This is a genomic window from Microbacterium sp. SCPM-O-B-15248 (M128), from assembly GCF_058214835.1.
Genome location: NZ_JBYQLI010000004.1, coordinates 44,487 through 60,217 on the forward strand (window position 1 = coordinate 44,487; position 15,731 = coordinate 60,217).

The following is a 15,731-nucleotide window of genomic DNA, read 5'->3' on the forward strand; positions in this document are numbered from 1 at the left end:
GATACTCGACGCGATGAACCGCTTCCTCGCCGCGCTCGCGCTCGCCGCCGCCAGTGCTGCGGCGCTGTCGGCCTGCGCGCCCGCCTCCCCGAGCGCGCCTCCGCCCGCGCCGTGCGCCCCGGGTGCCGTCGCCGTGGGCGAGGGGACCGACGCTCTGCAGGCGGCACTGGATGCCGCGGTGCCGGGGGCGGTGCTGCAGCTGTCGTCCGCGGTCTATGTCGGGCACTTCCGCGCGACGGCGTCGGGGACGTCCGAGGCGCCGATCGTGTTGTGCGGATCCGACGGGACCGTGCTCGACGGTGGCGACGTCTCCGACGGCTACACGCTCCACCTCGACGGCGTCGCGTTCTGGGACGTGCGCGATCTCACGGTGCGGGGAGGCCAGAAGGGCGTCGTCCTCGACTCCACGACCCACAGCGTCCTGACGTCCCTGACGATCTCGGACGTGGGCCAGGAGGGCCTGCACCTCCGCGCCGGGAGCACCGACAACGCGGTGCGTTCGGTCACCGTGGAGCGCACCGGGCTGGTCGACCCGGAGTTCGGCGAGGGCGTCTACGTCGGTTCGGCCGAGTCGAACTGGTGCCGGTACTCGGCCTGCGAGCCCGATCGCAGCGACCGGAACGTCTTCGACGGTCTCGTCGTGCGGGACACCACGGCGGAGGCGCTCGACGTGAAGGAGGGGACGACCGCGGGCGTCGTCCGCGGATCGTCGCTGTCGACGGGGGCGTCCCCGGCGGTGGACAGCGCCGTCGATCTCAAGGGGAGCGAGTGGCGTGTGGAGGGTTCCACGGTCCAGGGCCCCGTGGATGCCATCTCGATCCACGTCATCCTGCCCCCGTGGGGTTCGCGCAACGTCGTCGCATCGAGCGTCCTGCGGCCCGGACCGGGGGGATTCGGAGTGACGCTGGTGGGTGCGGCCCGCGCCGCGGGGAACACCGTGGCGTGTGACAACAGCGTCGAGGCGGGTGCCTCCCTCGCCGACGTTGCGTGCACGTAATACGAACGCGGTAACCTTCACTGTCTTCCCCGGGCCGTTTTGGGCGTATTCGCCGCGCGTACCGGGGAGAACGGATGGGCCAGGGGTCATTCGGAGAGCAGCTGATGTGGCTGCTCCCCTTCGGCTACCTCGGCATCGTGTCGTGGGGGTTCTGGATCGTCCGCAAGATCCTGGCCGCAACCTCGCGTCCGGTGCGCAACGACTACCGCACCACGACCACGGTCGTCGTGCCGTCCTTCCACGAGGACCCCGACGTGCTCCTGCGCTGCCTGCAGACGTGGGTGCGGCAGGGGCCGTCGCGCATCATCATCGTTCTCGACGTGGCCGATGTGGAAGCGCAACGGCGTATCGAGGCGATGCAGCTGCCCACGGTGGAGGTCGTGATGTTCCACCACCGGGGGAAGCGCTCGGCGTTGGGGGTCGGCATCCGGATGGTGGACACCGAGCTGATCGTGTTCGTCGACTCGGACACCGCGTGGGAGGACGGCATGCTCGACGCCGTCCAGATGCCCTTCATCGACCCGGCGGTCGGGGCCGTCAGCACGCGCCAGAACGTCTACCTGCCCAAGTCGAGCATCTGGCGCCGGGTGGCGGACTGGATCATCGACCTGCGCTACACCGACTATGCGCCCGCGATGGGGCGGTTCGGCGGCATCATCTGCGCCTCCGGGCGCACGGCGGCCTACCGTCGATCGGTCATCCAGCCGCGCGTGGAGGACCTCGAGCACGAGATGTTCTTCGGCAAGGAGTGCATCGCGGGCGACGACGGACGGATGACGTGGCTCGTGCTCTCGCAGGGTTTCCGCGTCGCGCACCAGGACAGCGCCCGCGCCCTGTCGATGTTCCCGGGGACGTTCCGAGCCTTCGTGAAGCAACGCGTCCGGTGGAGCCGGAACTCGTTCCGCTGTTATCTCACGGCGATCCGCCACGGCTGGGTCTTCAAGGTGCCGCTGATCTCGCAGATCACGATGATGCAGATCCTGCTGACCCCGTTCACGATGTTCGTCGCGTTGGCGTACATCGCGCTCTCGGTGCGGGCGGAGCATCCGCTGCTCGGTCTGGGGCTGGCGATCGTGTGGCTGTTCGTCGGTCGCGGCATCCGGGGCATGTCGCACCTCTGGCGGCGTCCCGAGGACATCGTGCTGCTGCCGCTGGTGACGGTCGTCATCATCTTCGTGGCGCTGCCGATCAAGGTCTACGCGCTGTTCACGATGAACAAGCAGGGCTGGTTGACGCGTTCCGCCGACAGTCAGGGCGGTGAGGGGCAGTCCGAAGCGAGCCTCGGCGGCGAGGGGCAGTCGGCGGCCAGCGTCGGGCTGGATTCGACGACGGAACCCGCGGAGACACCCGGTGTCTGACGACGGCGCGCTGACCGCGCAGGAACGGGGGGACACCCACCCCGCCATCCGCGGAGTCGCGCGCGTGCTGATGGTGATCGCGGTCGTCGTGCTCGTGGCGGGCGTCGTGCTGGCGGGCAACTTCGTCCAGACGGGCACATTCCTCCCGTGGATGCAGGCCGATGCGCCGACGGGCCCGGTCGTCGCGGCGACGCCGTCCCCGGAGGCCACCGCGGCGGCGGATGCGCCGAAGACGGCCGCGCAGAGGGTCGCGGACGAGGACGCGCGGCTGTCCGCTGTCGCGGCCCTCGCGCCGGGCGACCCCGCCCTCACGGAGCTGTGGAACACCGTCGTCCTCGCTCCGCGCGGGGGGCAGCACACCGCGTACGGCGTGCAGGACCTGGTCGCCCTGGGTGCCGCGCGACAGGACGACACCGCAGTCTTCACGCTGATCCGCAATGTGGTCGTTCGCCCCGGAGCGGAGCTCGCACTCATCGGGCACGGGACGCTGAGGATCTCGAGTGCGCCGCAGGGCGCGGTGAGTGTCGTCGCGTGGGGCGGCACCCTGGGGTTCGGCGGCTCCGAGGAGCTGCCGCTCGTGGTCACGTCGTGGGACGACACCACCGGCGCACCCGATACGGACGAGAGCGACGGCCGCGCCTACATCCGCGTGCGGGACGGAAACCTCACCTCCGTGCGCGCCGAGTTCCGGGATCTCGGTTACTGGAGCGGTCGGACCGGCGGTCTCGCCGTGACCGGTACGGGCGATGCGCGGGCGACGGCCGCTGTCCAGAGATCGACCATGACCCGCCTGCATTACGGTCTCTTCCTCTCGGACACCACGGGCGTGCTGGTGCAGGACTCGACGGTCGAGGATTCCACCCTCACGGGCGTCGAGGTGACCAACGGCTCCGATGCCACCACGATCGAGCGCACCACCGTCTCCCGTTCCGGCGGCGACGGCGTTTCCGTCTCGCGGCAGTCCACGGGGACCAATATCCCCGACTCCACCGTGCAGGGCTCGACCGGCTGGGGCATTCGCATCGACGGTGCGGCGCTGGCCGACGGCCCCACCTCGGGCGGATACGGGCTCAGCCCCGCGAAGGGGTTCGCGCTCACCGGCTCGCACGTGAAGGACAACCGCGACGGCGGCGTGCGTGTGATCTCGACCGACGCCATCGAGATCCGGGGCGCCGAGGTCGACGAGACGCGCAGCGCCGTCCTGGTCGAGGGGCCGTCGACGGGCCTGACGGTCGCCGATGCCGTCCTCACCTCCGCCGAGCTGCGGGCTCTCGACGTGTCGGGGAGGATCACGGATGCCACGGTGACGGGCTCCCGCCTCTCGGGTCGCCGCATCGCCCTCGAACTGACGGGCGCGGCGGTGATCGTGAGAGACAACGATCTGCGGGTGGCATCCGGTTTCGCCATCGAACTCTCCGAGGGGGCGCGCGCCGACATCACCGGCAACACCTTCCACGGGGTGGGACAGGACGTCGTGGCCGTGTGGTCGGGGTCGCGCACGATGCAGGCGGACAACGACCAATCGGACTGGACGTTCCAGTGGGCATGGGTCGGGTGGATGAACGAGCATCCGATGATGTGGATGTGGGGTCTCGTCCTGCTGATTCCCGCGATCGGTCTGCCGCTGCTGTGGCGCCGGCGTCGCGAGCACGTCAAGCTCCGGGCGCTCCTGCACGAGGCGCTGCTGCGGCACGGGGAGCAACAGGTGGCCGCGTACCGGGCCGATGTGGCGGTGGTCGGCGGAGGTCCCCCGGCGACCGCCGTCGGGGCGCCGACCGCCGCCGGCGGGGCCGCGGAGACATCACCGAGCGTGCCGTCGGCGTCACCGGCATCCGTCCCCGTCGGAGGCGTCAGCCGCGGCCCGGCGGTCCGGCCCACGACGGTGTCGGCTGCCGGGACGCGAGCCGCTCCGCACCGGCCGCGCTCCTTCGCGGACCTGCGCACGGGTGCGCTGGAGGGACGGACGTTCGCCTCGCTGCAGCAGTTCGCCGTGGCGGCGGTGCTCGAGGGCGGCTATTCGGTGCCGACCATCGCGCGTCTGTTCCGCATCCAGCAGTGGCGACTGCAACAGTGGGTGGAGGAGGCAGCTCGAAATGCCGCGGTAGGAGGGGGCCGGCAATGACCGAGGAACTCGAGGACGACCGGCTGGATGCCGTCCTGCACCGGCTCGGACAACGCGTGCGGGCGATGCGCCTCGCGCGCGACCTGTCGATCACGGCGCTGTCGTTCGAGGCCGAGCTCTCGGAAGATCACCTGCAGGCACTCGAGGCCGGACGCACCACGCCGCCGCTGCCCGTCCTCGTCGCGCTCGCCGACGTGTTCGAGGTCGGAGTGGCCGACCTGTTCGGTGACGGTGCCACCCCACCCGACGGGACCGATGAGCCCCGTTCGAGCCGGCACGTCGTCCCGAGCCCGGTGATCTGGGGTGGAGAGCTCCCGCCGGCGCCGTGGATGACGCCTGCGGCGCCGGAAACCCCCACCGCCGCGACCGTGCCCGCTCCGCCGCCGCCGCTGGCGGCACCCGCCGCCATCCCTCCCGCCACGGGCATCCCTCCCGTGGCCCCCTCGGCCCCGGAGCCGTCGCCATGGCCCGCCGCCCCCGGCGGCACGGGCGGCCGCCCGTACGTCCCCTCGGCAGTCCCGCGCGTTCATCAGCGCGCGGCCGAACGCGGGATGCAAGGGGAGTCGCCCTACGTGTTCGTCGCTCCCGGAGCGGGGCCGGGCGTTGTCCCCCGGACCTTCGCCGACCTGCGCACCGGGGCGCTGGAGGGGCGGAACTTTCGCTCGCTCCAGGAGTTCGCGGTGGCCTCCGTCGTCGAGGGGCACCACTCGATCCCCGATGTGGCGCGCGTGTTCCGCGTACCCCCCTGGCGGCTCGAGCAGTGGGTGCGCGAAACCGGCCACGCGGTCTGAGCTCGAGGAGCGCGCGACCGCGCGGCCGATGCCCCGTCAGAGGGCCCGGAGCTTTTCCAGCAGCGGTGCGGCGACCTCGTCGACGAAGCGCTGCTGCTGCGCGTCGCCCACCTGCACGATGGCGATGTCGGTGAAGCCGGCGTCGATGAACGGCCGGACGCTCTCGGCGAGTTCGTCGAGATCGGGGCCGCACGCGATCGACTCCGCGACGTCCTCGGGGCGCACGAACTGTGACGCACCGGCGAAGCCCGCCGGCGTCGGCAGGTCGGAGTTGACCGCCCAGCCGCCGGCGAACCACCGGAACTGCTCGTGCGCGCGCGCGATCGCGGCATCCTTGTCGGGGTCCCAGCTGATCGGGATCTGACCGATCTTGCGCGACTGGCCCTCGTGGTGCTCATCCCATCCGCGTACCAGATCCGCCTCCGGCTCGGTGGTGATGAGGTGGTCGCCGAGGGGAGCGAAGCGGGCGATCGAGTGATCGCCCGACACGGCGACGCCGATGGGCACGCCACCCTCGGGCGCGTCCCACACGCGCGCCGAGTCGACCCGGAAGTACTCGCCGTCGTAAGTCACGAGGTCGCCGGTGTGCAGCGCCCGGATGATCTCGATCGCCTCGACGAGCATGTCCTGGCGGGCATGCACCGCGGGCCAGCCGTCGCCGACGACGTGCTCGTTGAGGTTCTCTCCGGAACCGAGACCGAGAGTGAAACGCCCGTCGGAGAGCAGCTGCAGCGTCGCGGCCTTCTGCGCCACCACCGCGGGGTGATACCGGATCGTCGGGCACGTGACGTACGTCATCAACTCGACATCGGTCGTCGCGTGGGCCACCGCGCCGAGCACCGTCCAGGCGTACGGCGCGTGTCCCTGCGAGGTCAGCCAGGGGGAGTAGTGATCGCTCGAGACGAGGAAGTCGTAGCCGGCGTGTTCGGCGCCGACGGCGTAGTCCACGAGCGCGCGGGGCCCGCTCTGCTCGGTCATGAGGGTGTATCCGAAACGAGTCATGTCGTCACGGTAGGAGCGGGAGGTGACGCCGCCCGCGGGGTTGCGCTCCGTCACCGGATACGGCAACGGGCCCGCAGCGCTCGCCGCGGGCCCGTCGCCGATGACTCAGTCCTCGGGAGCGTGGATGACCTTCTCGCCCTCGAACGTGTCGCGTCGCTTCTTGTCGGCATCCCGGCGCGTCTTGGCCAGGCTCGCCACGGTGGCCACGGCGACGGTCGCCGCGATGAACAGCAGCGAGAACCAGATCGGGATCTCGGGCACCCACAGCAACGGCTCACCGCCGTTGATGAAGGGCAGCTCGTTGACGTGCAGCGCGTGGAAGACGAGCTTGACGCCGATGAAGGCGAGGATGACGGCGAGTCCCTGCGACAGGTACACGAGGCGCTCCAGCAGCCCGCCGATGAGGAAGTACAGCTGACGCAGACCCATCAGCGCGAAGGCGTTGGCCGTGAAGACGATGTAGGCCTCGTTGGTCAGACCGTAGATCGCCGGGATCGAGTCGACCGCGAACACGAGGTCGATGAAGCCGATCGCGACGATCACCAGCAGCATGGGGGTGACGAAGCGCTTCCCGTTCTTCTTCACCGTCAGCCTGTCGGCGTTGTACTCCTCGCTGACGGGGAGGACGCGACGGACCAAGCGCATGAACTTGCCGTTGGCCGGGTCGCTCTCACCGTGGGCGAAGGCCTGGCGGTAGGCGAGGAACAGCAGCAGCGCACCGAAGATGTAGAAGATCCACGAGAAGTTCTCGATCAGGGCCGCACCCACCGCGATGAACGCGCCGCGCATGATCAGCGCGATGACGATGCCGACCATCAGGACCTTCTGCTGGTACTTCTTCGGCACCGCGAACCCGGTCATGATCAGGAGGAACACGAAGAGGTTGTCGATCGACAGGGCCTTCTCGGTGAGGTAGCCGGCGAAGTACTCGCCACCGTAGGTCCAGCCGGAGAACACTCCGATGCCCACGCCGAACAGCAGGGCGAGACCGATGTAGAACGCAGACCAGCGGGCGGATTCGCCGATCGAGGGTTCATGCGGTTTGCGGACGTGTGCGAAGAACTCGAACACGAAGAACGCGATCGTGACCGCGATCGTGATGAGCCAGATAAGCGGGGTGACACCCACGCGGGCCTCCAAGGGATGTGGTGTACGTCGAAACACCAAGGTCTCTTCCACTCGCGATGCGAGCCGACGACCCGGGGCCACGATGGCGTGGACCGTATTGACGGGAACGTCGCGTGGGAGTACTCCCCTTGCTGTACTCGATTCTAGGGCACGGTTCGTGCCGGAGGCTCCCCGTCGGCGGGGAACGGCGAGACGCCGTCCCGACGCAGCATGCGCGCCCCTCGTGCGCAACCCCTCGTCCCCGCGTGTTCCGTGCCCGGAGGATTCCAGGACGACATCGATCGAGGAGGACCCCATGGACGATCGCGATGAGACGCAGGACGGCCCCGTGATGGACGGTGCCACCGAGGCGGCCCCCGCGGAGAAGAAAGCGGGCGCGCAGGAGCAGCGGGCCGCCGACGCCGCCGTGAGCGACGACGCAGCCGAAGAGGAGCTGCAGGACGACGTCCGCAGCATCTGGGCCTACGGCGAGGATCGCTGAGACGACGAACCCCGTCCGGAGCCGCGTGGGGGCGTGGCTCGACGGACGGGGCGTCGCGCGCCCCGGAGGGCGGCATCCGCACCGGCGATGCCGGGGCTGGATGTCTTCGACGATACGCCGGATCGCGGAGAAGAGGGCCGTTGTCAGCCGATCCGTAGGCGCCGCCGCACCATCTCGCGGAAACGCCACGTCTGTCGGCGCGCCGCGTGTCGACGCGCCGCGCGACGCAGGACCGCCGCCCACCGATCCCGCACCGCCCGCTCATCGAGCGTGCGCGCCCGATCCACGGCATCCCGCCGCATCCGCGCGAGAACGCGCTCGTCGGTGGTGGTGGCGCGCACGAGCGCCTCGCTGAGGGCCGCGACGTCCCCCGGTGCCACCAGCCAGCCCGTCCGACCGTCGCGGATGAGTTCGCGGGGCCCGTAGGGCACGTCGTAGGCGATCGGCAGGCACCCCGCCGCCATGGCCTCGGCCACGACGAGGGAGAACGCCTCCGAGCGGCTGGTCAGGAGCAGGACGGATGCCGAAGTGAGTGCTGCTCGCGCCGAAGGGTCGAACCCGTGGAATCTCACCGCGCCGTCCGCGCCGGCGAGTGCCTCCAGGGCTCCGCGCCGGGGGCCGTCGCCGTAGACGTCGAGCGTGAGACCCGGTACGCGGACCTCCGCGTCCTGCACCGCTCGGACGGCGTCCTCGACGCGTTTGATCCCCTCCAGGCGCGCGATCATCACCGCGCCGCGGCGCGCAGAGGCGGGGGCGGCGACCGGGGCCACGGGGTGGGGCACGACGGCCAGCAACGGCAGCGGCCCGACACGGCGTCGCACGTCGCGTGCCTGCCGCGCCGTGCAGAAGACGACGGCGTCGAAGGCTCCGAGCCGCGCGAACACCTCAGCGCGGGAGGGGCGCAGGGCCGCTCCGTCGTCGGTGAGGTGGGAACCGTGCACGACGTGCACCACGACCACGTGTCGTCGACGGTACCCGGCCGCGAACCGTGCCATCGCCTTGCTGTCCACCAGCAGGAACGACGTCTCGCCTCCGGTCAGGCGATCCAGCCACGCGGCGTAGAGGGTGCGCACGCCCCGCCAGGCGGCGCGCGGTCGACCCGCCTCATCACACGTCACGATCACCCGGCGGACGTGACCGTCCGCGGTCGGGACGTCCCGACGGTCCGAGGCCGCGAGCGTTCCGTCGGCGCGCAGGTGATCGATCTGCTGGATCGCACCACGCGCGTCGGTGCGGATGCGGCGGTGCACGGCCCCTCCCGAGACCTCCTCGCCGAAACCCGCCGGGAGCGGCGAGAACCCCGCGCTCGGCCCGACGACGCGGCCGCGCAGATCGTTCTCGCGCAGCCACTCCCACAGGTTGCGCACGTGAACGCCGGGGGACAACGCCGCGCGTGCGGAGAGCTCCGCGTCGATGGTGATCGGATCCGCGCGGTCGTCGCAGGTCAGGACGTCGACGGGAACTCCGCCGAGGCGGTCGAACAGACGTGACCGCTGCAGGAGGGCGGCCGTCAGACCGCCGTATTCGCGAGGGATGCCCCACGTCAGGACGAAGTGCCGACCGGTCGGCAACCCGGTCATCGTTCGTCCCCGGGGGAGCAGAGCGGTCGCGGCGCGGGATCGCGCCGACGCCGGACGTCGTCGGCGCCGAGGGGGGAGGAGCGCATGACGCGACTCTACGCGGGGCCGGGGCACGCGCTGCCGCGGACGGGTTCGCCGAACGCCGAGCTCAGCGTCCCCCGCCGCCGCCCCCGCCCATCCCGCCCCGGGAAAAGCCGTCGCCGAACGAGCCGCCCGAGAAGCTGCCCGAGCCGCTGACCTGCGGGGCGGGGCTGCTTGCGGCGTGCATCGTCGACAGCGTCGAGAGGAAGACGGTGCTCGAGAAGCCGTTCGGTCCCGAATACCAGGAGAGGTCGCCCCCGCTCTGCCGTGCCTGGGCGCCGAGGACGTCGGCCCATTCCCGTTCGACGCCCCAGACCACGGCCCAGGGCAGCAGCTTCTCGTACAGGTGGAGCACCCGGGTCGGGTCTTCCGCGTCCATGACGCGGCGCTCGGCACCCTCGGGGCTCTGCAGGACGCGCAAGCGGTCGGCCTCGGCGAGGGCCAGGTAGTCGCGAAGGCCGCGGAGATGGTCGCGGGCGGGAGCGCCGGCATCCGTCACCACGTCCGAGTAGCGGAAGAGGACGAAGGTCAGGATGCCGGCGACCACCGTCACGGGGATCGCCGCGACCTGCCACCAGGCCGGCGACCCGCCGACCGCGGTGATCCCCAGTGTCGCGACCGACAGTCCGAATGACACCACCGCGATCGCGCCGGCGACCACGGCCGTCCCCGCGCGAGGGCGCCGCATCCAGCCGCGCCGCCGCAGCTCGGCGGCGGCCACGGGCGCAAACCCGCGCAAGCGCTCGCCGACGTCGCTTCCCGCGGTGTCGAGTGCGACGCGCTCGCCCGGGCGCGGCTGCGCGCCGAACACCGCGCTCAGAACCGCGGAGCGAAGGGGTGTCGCGCCCTCGCTGTCGACGTACTCCAGGGCGAGTCGCGTATCCGCGGCGGGGGCCTCGACGATGCGGAGATGCCCGGCCACCGCGGTGTCGAGCACGGCGGCCGGGATGGCGGCACCGCTCCTGCGCACCAGGTGGGCGCCCTCGACGACGTCGACGTCCTCGGGTGGCGTGTACTCCGGGATGATCACCCCGCGGCCCGGTGCGTCGCGGTTGCGGCGGCGGGCCAGGACCGCCACGCCGATGCCGATCGCGCTGAGCCCCACGGTGCCCAGCGACACCGCCGACAGGGTCGGCGCGGCATCCACGGAGAACTGCTCGCCGGGCGTGCGGACCACCTCGCCGGGGACGAACGTGCCGCGGGCGAACCCGACGGCGACCGTGACGTTCTCGCCTGGGCCCAGATCCGTGGCGCCCGCCGTGAACGTCACCGGTCCGTCCACGTCACTGCTGCGCGCGATGTCACAGCGCTCCTCCGATCCCTGTTCTCCCCGGTAGCACGATGCCGCACCGTCGAGTGCGGCATCGGCGAGCGTCGGTTCGATCGACAGCTCGACGCTCACGCGCCCAAAGGGCTGCTCCCACTGCGTCCCGTTCACGTCGCGGTAGAACTCGTCGGCGTCCGTGTCGGCGAAGGAGCGGATCGTGTCGCGCTGCGAGTAAGAGATCACGTAGGTCTGCTCGCCGTGGACGTACGTGTCGTCTCCGGTGAGCACGCGCACTTCTCGACGATCGGTCTCCACCTCGTAGGGGATGGGCGACCCGTCGGCACCGGTGACGGCGGTGACGCGCGTGTGCAGCGGGACGCCGTCGTAGTCGTCGGGGATCGCGCGCACGATTCCGCGATTCTGGTCCTCGTCGGGGAAGCGCGCGACGAGGGTCTCGGTGACGGTGAGTTCGGCGTGACCGTCGTCGGCGCGCGACAGGTGCATGCGGGCGTCGAAGGAGTCGAAACGGAAGTCGTCGACGTCGGCGTGCGCCGGAGCCGGGACCGCGCCGAGCACGGCCCACAGGGCGAAGACGGCCGCGACGAACACGAGGGGGCGGGCGGCGCGGACGCGGGTGGCGAGCTCGTGCATGCCTCGACGCTACCGAGAACGCGGCGGAGGCGACTCCGTCCTGTGGGGGATCCGGGACGCTCGGAGCGAGGCTCGCCGCAGTCTGCGCGACGAGGGGTCGTCGGTCCCGCGGAACTCAGCCTTATATCTCGCTTGCCTATTCGCTAGTCAATCTAGTAAGTTTGCGAACAATCAAAGAGGGAAGGTAAACATCATGGCGAAGATGTTCTACGGAACAACCCCCGAGCCCATCACGATCGACGATCGGATGCTGGCTCACGTCAAGGTCGTCGTGGCCACCAAGCTCCGCCGCGGCGAGAGCTTCACCCTTTCCTGGACCCACGGCGTCGACGAGCCCGGCGGACGCTCGACCATCTGGCTCCAGCCGTCCATTCCGCTGCGGTTCGTGTTCGATTCGGAGCAGCCTGAGTCTCTGGATCAGAACCTGCTCAAGCGCATGGCGAACGACGCCAACTCCTCTCGCGGGCTGAGCCTCGACATCGACGCCGACCGATCGGACGTCGCCGAACGCCCCGCGCAGGTCCGGAGGTCCGCGGCTCCGCGCTCTCTCGTGCGTGCGGCATGACCGCCACGGATACCCTGTCCGATGGCGCGTGGGTCAGCGGTCCCGCGTCCTGGGATCTGCCGACCGAGCCGCTGACCATCGTCGCCCCCGCGGCCGAGGCGGTCACCGTCAGCGTGTGACGTCGTCCTCCGACGCGGGCATCTCCGGCTCCCGCACGCCGGGCTCGGCGCGGGTGAGCACGATGGCCGCGGCCAGGATCACCGACCCGGCGACGATGAACGCCAGTTTCTGTCCGACCGAACTGTCCGCCGGCAGGAACAGCGTCGGGGCCGCGAAGACGACAGCGGCCACGACGGCCATGATCGCGCCCCAGGGTCGTCGCGTCATCCTGTGATTCCTCCCGTCGCCACCCGCTCGGTCAGGGGACGACGTATCCCGCAGCCCGGACCAGCGCGTACCACTCCGCGCGGGTGAGGTCGATGTCGGCACCGGCGGCGGCGTCCGTGACCCGCTGCGGGCTCGTCGTGCCGAGCACGACCTGCATGCCGGCGGGATGACGCGTGATCCACGCGACGGCGATCGCGAGGGGCGTGACGCCGTACCGTGCCGCGAGCTCGTCGATCACCGCGTTCAGATCGGCGTACGCGGGATTCCCGAGGAACACCCCGCCGCCGCGCGTTCCCTGGAGGGGCGACCACGCCTGCAGAGTGATGCCCTCGATCCGGCAGTACTCGACCAGGCCGCCACCGTCGAGGACCGCCGCCTGCGGGGTGCTCTCCATGTTCATGGCGAGGCCCTGCGTGATGATCGGCGCGTGCGCGATAGACAACTGCACCTGGTTCGCCACGATCGGTTGACGCACGGCGGTTCGCAGGAGATCGATCTGCCGCGGGGTGTGGTTGGACACCCCGAACGCGCGCACCTTGCCCGCCGCCTCGAGCTCGTCGAACGCGCGCGCCACCTCGTCCGGCTCGACGAGCGCGTCGGGGCGGTGCAGCAGCAGCACGTCGACGTAGTCCGTCTCGAGCGCGCGGAGCGACTCCTCGACGGAGGACACGATGTGCTCGTAGGAGAAGTCGAAGTACGGTCCTTCGCGGACGATGCCCGCCTTCGTCTGCAGACGGATCTCCGATCGCTCCGACGGGCTCAAACGCAACGCCTCGGAGAAACGCCGCTCCGCGGAGTGCAGCTCGCGGGCATAGATGTCGGCGTGGTCGAAGAAGTCGATCCCCGCGGACCGTGCCGCCGAGTACAGGGTGCGCACATCGTCATCGGACTTGCCGTCGATTCGCATCATTCCGGCGACGACGGCGGGAACGGCGGGGCCCGAGCGGCCGAGGGGAACGGATCTCATCGTTCCACGTTATCCCGCGTCCCGTCGCGAGCGGCGTCAGCCGCGCTCTTCCGTCCCGTCGTCGTCCGCCGCGCTGTCGTCGACGATGATCGGGGCGCCCCGGGGCGTCGCCCGCAAGAGCTCGTTCATCTCGGCCATGAAGCTGCTCACCTGCTGCTGCTGCCACCGGAGATCGCGGGTGCGGTCCTCGGCGTCGCGCAGCACGGCGGACGCGTGCCCGGTGATCGCGGCCGCGATGCGCTGAGCCTTCTCGCGAGCGTCATCGAGGATTTCCCGCGCGTGCACCTGCGCCTGGGTCTCGACCTGCTGCGCTTGCGCACGGGCGAGCCGCTCGTAGTCGTCAGCGCGAGCGGAGATCCGACGCGCGTGCTCGAGGGCGCCCTCGACCTGTTCGCTCGCATCCGCGGTGATGCGCTCCGCGTGGGCGACGGCCTGATTGTGCAGAACGAGGAACTCCTGCTGCGCGTCGTCCTGGCGTCGGGTCAGGGACTCCTCGAACTCCAGCACCCGCGCCGTCATCTCGCGAACGTCCCGTTCGGCTTTCGCGCGCAGGTCGCCGGTCTCGCGCGAGACGAGGGATCGCAGGGCTGCAGCCGCTTTCTCGGCCTCCGTCCGCAGCGCGACCGCCTCGCGTTCGGCCTGCGCGACCCTCTCGGCCGCGTGGGCGCGCTCCCGCTCCACGCGCGCGCCGTGGGCGGTGGCCTCGGTCTCGATGCGCAGTCGCACCTGGTCGGTGTCATGCTGCGCCTCGGCGAGCAGCCGTTCGCGTTCGGCGACGGCATCGTCGCGCAGGGCTGCAGCCTCGTCGCGGGCTCCCGCCAGAAGGCGCTCCGCCTGGGACACGGCGTTCTGAACCAGGACCGCCGCTTGCTCCTCGGCCACGCGCAGGATCGCTTCGAACTGCTGCCGGCTCTGCGCGGGATCGGTCTCATCGCCGAAGTCCGCGACCAAGCCGCTGGAGAGGGCGTGCACCTGCGCCTCGGCCTCCGCCGCGCGCGCGGCGGCTGCGCGCACCTCTTCCTGCAGACGTCCGGCGTCCTCAGCGTGGCGGCGCGCGGCCGCTTCGAGCTCGGTGTCGTGCTCGGCGCGCTGCTGCGCGAACAGCGACTCCGCGTGCAGCTTGTCGCGGTGCGCGTCGTCGGCGAGCTTGCGGACGCGCTGCGTGAGGCGGCGCACGGCATCGTCGACGGCATCCCGCTCGTATCCGCGGAAGCCGACCGGGAAAGCGGGAAGGGCGTCGCCGTCGTCGGCGGTGCCCAGCAGCTCGTCGAGGGGGGAGGCCGTCTCTCGCTCTTCGGGGGCCGGCCGTGCCGGGGATGCCGCAGAAGCACCGGCCTCGCTCTGGTCGTCCGTCACGGAAACTCCTCTCGGGCGGCGACGTCCTCATGGGCTCCTCGGCGCGCCGTGCGGGCGGGAGAGCCGGAGGGGATGCGCGGTCTCGAACCGGGTGCCGTGGCTACGAGACCGCGCATCCATGTTGAGTGACCGAGTTGAAGAGTAGGGAACTTGGGGGAGAACCACTCGCGATCACTCGAGGACGACAATGCCATGCGGTGCTCGATCCCATCGCCTGTGAGCCGATTCCTCACCCGCAGAATCGCCCGTACTGCGTCCACGACCCGACCGCTGCGCGGCGCCCGCCGCCTCTCCGCGATCCTCGACGCGGTACTCTGACCGAGCCCCCCTCGACGCCGCCGGAGACGCTCATGACCGAGACGATCGCGCGGTTCCCCCGTCCGGCGACGCGACCCGGGAACCGCCGCGTCCTGGTCCTGGCGACGGTGGGCGGGGCCGCCGCCTTCGTCAGTGCCGGGTTGATCTGGCTGAGTCGGCTGTGGGACCCGAGCGTGCACTACGTCAGTCAGCTCGGAGCGACCGGGATGCCCACCGCTCCGGTCTTCAACTCCGCCCTGTTGCTCTTGGGGATCGCGGCGGTGCTCGTCGACCGTGCCCTTCTGCACCAGTCGGCGTCGTACGTCGCGGGGTGGCCGATAGCGACGACCCTGGTGGTCTGCGGAGCGTGCTTCGCCGTGGCATCCGTCGTCACGTGCTCGCCCGGCTGCCCCGTCCCGTTCACTTCGGGCGCGCTGCCGCAGGATCTCATCCACATCAGTGCGGCCGTGCTCGGCTTCGTTCTGGCCATCGTGGCGATGGCGCAGGTCGCGGTGCTTCGTCGTCGTCCCTGGATGCGCGCCGCGAGCGTCGCGACCCTGGTCGCCGTCGGAGTGACCTCGCTCACGGGAGCCATGCTGGCGCTCTTCCGCGGCGACACGGTGCTCGGAGGCAACCTCGAGTTCACGGCCGCGACGCTCGCGATCGCCTGGTTCGGGATCTTCGGTCTGCAGGTGGCCGCCGACGAGCGGATCACCCGTCGGTCGGGCGCCGATGCGCTCGCGGTGCCGGGCTAGCGTGGG

The 15,731-nt window shown here is 70.9% G+C and carries 15 protein-coding genes; 8 read left to right on the forward strand and 7 right to left on the reverse strand.

Annotated features, from left to right (window positions below):
• The first annotated feature begins 13 nt into the window (after positions 1 to 13).
• From AC3E6M_RS08500 to AC3E6M_RS08515, 4 genes are all read left to right on the forward strand, one after another.
• Entirely contained in the window at positions 14 to 997 is a 984-nt protein-coding gene (locus AC3E6M_RS08500; protein WP_138177651.1) for a right-handed parallel beta-helix repeat-containing protein, read from the forward strand.
• Between the two features lie 74 nt (positions 998 to 1,071).
• Positions 1,072 to 2,355: a glycosyltransferase gene (locus tag AC3E6M_RS08505; RefSeq protein WP_138177649.1), complete on the forward strand. Its 1,284-nt coding sequence runs from the start codon at positions 1,072 to 1,074 to the stop codon at positions 2,353 to 2,355.
• A complete protein-coding gene (locus AC3E6M_RS08510) occupies positions 2,348 to 4,477 on the forward strand; it encodes a right-handed parallel beta-helix repeat-containing protein (protein ID WP_138177647.1) in 2,130 nt (709 codons plus the stop codon). Before AC3E6M_RS08505 ends, AC3E6M_RS08510 begins: the two co-directional genes overlap by 8 nt.
• Complete coding sequence (locus AC3E6M_RS08515) at positions 4,474 to 5,268, forward strand: helix-turn-helix domain-containing protein (RefSeq protein ID WP_394529875.1); 795 nt, start codon at positions 4,474 to 4,476, stop codon at positions 5,266 to 5,268. Before AC3E6M_RS08510 ends, AC3E6M_RS08515 begins: the two co-directional genes overlap by 4 nt.
• Before the next feature lie 36 nt (positions 5,269 to 5,304).
• Here the strand turns inward: AC3E6M_RS08515 and AC3E6M_RS08520 are convergent, their stop codons facing one another.
• Together AC3E6M_RS08520 and AC3E6M_RS08525 are read right to left on the reverse strand one after the other, a co-directional pair.
• Positions 5,305 to 6,270, reverse strand: coding sequence for an LLM class F420-dependent oxidoreductase (locus AC3E6M_RS08520; RefSeq protein WP_138178238.1), 966 nt, complete (start codon positions 6,268 to 6,270; stop codon positions 5,305 to 5,307).
• Between the two features lie 105 nt (positions 6,271 to 6,375).
• Positions 6,376 to 7,398, reverse strand: coding sequence for a TerC family protein (locus tag AC3E6M_RS08525; protein ID WP_138178244.1), 1,023 nt, complete (start codon positions 7,396 to 7,398; stop codon positions 6,376 to 6,378).
• Positions 7,399 to 7,693: 295 nt separating this feature from the next.
• Here AC3E6M_RS08525 and AC3E6M_RS08530 point away from each other — a divergent pair, with 295 nt between their 5' ends.
• Positions 7,694 to 7,879: a hypothetical protein gene (locus AC3E6M_RS08530; RefSeq protein ID WP_138178240.1), complete on the forward strand. Its 186-nt coding sequence runs from the start codon at positions 7,694 to 7,696 to the stop codon at positions 7,877 to 7,879.
• Positions 7,880 to 8,022: 143 nt separating this feature from the next.
• Here AC3E6M_RS08530 and AC3E6M_RS08535 read toward each other — a convergent pair whose 3' ends face one another.
• Positions 8,023 to 9,459, reverse strand: a complete 1,437-nt coding sequence (locus tag AC3E6M_RS08535; protein ID WP_394529873.1) for a glycosyltransferase — start codon at positions 9,457 to 9,459, stop codon at positions 8,023 to 8,025.
• A gap of 148 nt (positions 9,460 to 9,607) precedes the next feature.
• On the reverse strand, positions 9,608 to 11,458 hold the full coding sequence (locus tag AC3E6M_RS08540) for a DUF2207 domain-containing protein (RefSeq protein WP_490529654.1): 1,851 nt from the start codon (positions 11,456 to 11,458) through the stop codon (positions 9,608 to 9,610).
• Between the two features lie 193 nt (positions 11,459 to 11,651).
• Here AC3E6M_RS08540 and AC3E6M_RS08545 point away from each other — a divergent pair, with 193 nt between their 5' ends.
• Positions 11,652 to 12,023: a DUF7882 family protein gene (locus tag AC3E6M_RS08545; protein WP_138176980.1), complete on the forward strand. Its 372-nt coding sequence runs from the start codon at positions 11,652 to 11,654 to the stop codon at positions 12,021 to 12,023.
• Positions 12,020 to 12,142 (forward strand): hypothetical protein, encoded by a 123-nt coding sequence (locus tag AC3E6M_RS08550; protein WP_289508592.1) that lies wholly within the window; start codon positions 12,020 to 12,022, stop codon positions 12,140 to 12,142. The genes AC3E6M_RS08545 and AC3E6M_RS08550 overlap by 4 nt, the downstream gene beginning before the upstream one ends.
• Here AC3E6M_RS08550 and AC3E6M_RS08555 read toward each other — a convergent pair.
• The 3 genes from AC3E6M_RS08555 to AC3E6M_RS08565 are packed head-to-tail and all read right to left on the reverse strand — an operon-like array spanning position 12,132 to position 14,673.
• On the reverse strand, positions 12,132 to 12,350 hold the full coding sequence (locus tag AC3E6M_RS08555) for a hypothetical protein (RefSeq protein WP_138176983.1): 219 nt from the start codon (positions 12,348 to 12,350) through the stop codon (positions 12,132 to 12,134). The two genes, AC3E6M_RS08550 and AC3E6M_RS08555, sit on opposite strands and share 11 nt — an antisense overlap.
• 31 nt (positions 12,351 to 12,381) lie before the next feature.
• Positions 12,382 to 13,317 (reverse strand): aldo/keto reductase, encoded by a 936-nt coding sequence (locus AC3E6M_RS08560; RefSeq protein ID WP_138176986.1) that lies wholly within the window; start codon positions 13,315 to 13,317, stop codon positions 12,382 to 12,384.
• Between the two features lie 36 nt (positions 13,318 to 13,353).
• Positions 13,354 to 14,673 (reverse strand): coiled-coil domain-containing protein, encoded by a 1,320-nt coding sequence (locus tag AC3E6M_RS08565; protein ID WP_212743528.1) that lies wholly within the window; start codon positions 14,671 to 14,673, stop codon positions 13,354 to 13,356.
• A 350-nt stretch (positions 14,674 to 15,023) separates the two neighbouring features.
• Between AC3E6M_RS08565 and AC3E6M_RS08570 the strand changes: the two genes are divergently transcribed.
• Positions 15,024 to 15,725 carry a DUF998 domain-containing protein gene (locus tag AC3E6M_RS08570; protein ID WP_138176989.1) on the forward strand — a complete coding sequence of 234 codons (702 nt, stop codon included), beginning with the start codon at positions 15,024 to 15,026 and terminating at the stop codon, positions 15,723 to 15,725.
• The last annotated feature ends 6 nt before the right edge of the window (positions 15,726 to 15,731 follow it).

What these genes read in the sequence shown, in the direction of transcription:
- AC3E6M_RS08500 (WP_138177651.1), top strand. Translation starts at nt 14, where the DNA reads ATGAACCGCTTCCTCGCCGCGCTCGCGCTCGCCGCCGCCAGTGCTGCG.
- AC3E6M_RS08505 (WP_138177649.1), top strand. Translation starts at nt 1,072, where the DNA reads ATGGGCCAGGGGTCATTCGGAGAGCAGCTGATGTGGCTGCTCCCCTTC.
- AC3E6M_RS08515 (WP_394529875.1), top strand. Translation starts at nt 4,474, where the DNA reads ATGACCGAGGAACTCGAGGACGACCGGCTGGATGCCGTCCTGCACCGG.
- AC3E6M_RS08520 (WP_138178238.1), bottom strand. Translation starts at nt 6,270, where the DNA reads ATGACTCGTTTCGGATACACCCTCATGACCGAGCAGAGCGGGCCCCGC.
- AC3E6M_RS08530 (WP_138178240.1), top strand. Translation starts at nt 7,694, where the DNA reads ATGGACGATCGCGATGAGACGCAGGACGGCCCCGTGATGGACGGTGCC.
- AC3E6M_RS08535 (WP_394529873.1), bottom strand. Translation starts at nt 9,459, where the DNA reads ATGACCGGGTTGCCGACCGGTCGGCACTTCGTCCTGACGTGGGGCATC.
- AC3E6M_RS08540 (WP_490529654.1), bottom strand. Translation starts at nt 11,458, where the DNA reads ATGCACGAGCTCGCCACCCGCGTCCGCGCCGCCCGCCCCCTCGTGTTC.
- AC3E6M_RS08545 (WP_138176980.1), top strand. Translation starts at nt 11,652, where the DNA reads ATGGCGAAGATGTTCTACGGAACAACCCCCGAGCCCATCACGATCGAC.
- AC3E6M_RS08550 (WP_289508592.1), top strand. Translation starts at nt 12,020, where the DNA reads ATGACCGCCACGGATACCCTGTCCGATGGCGCGTGGGTCAGCGGTCCC.
- AC3E6M_RS08555 (WP_138176983.1), bottom strand. Translation starts at nt 12,350, where the DNA reads ATGACGCGACGACCCTGGGGCGCGATCATGGCCGTCGTGGCCGCTGTC.
- AC3E6M_RS08560 (WP_138176986.1), bottom strand. Translation starts at nt 13,317, where the DNA reads ATGAGATCCGTTCCCCTCGGCCGCTCGGGCCCCGCCGTTCCCGCCGTC.
- AC3E6M_RS08570 (WP_138176989.1), top strand. Translation starts at nt 15,024, where the DNA reads ATGACCGAGACGATCGCGCGGTTCCCCCGTCCGGCGACGCGACCCGGG.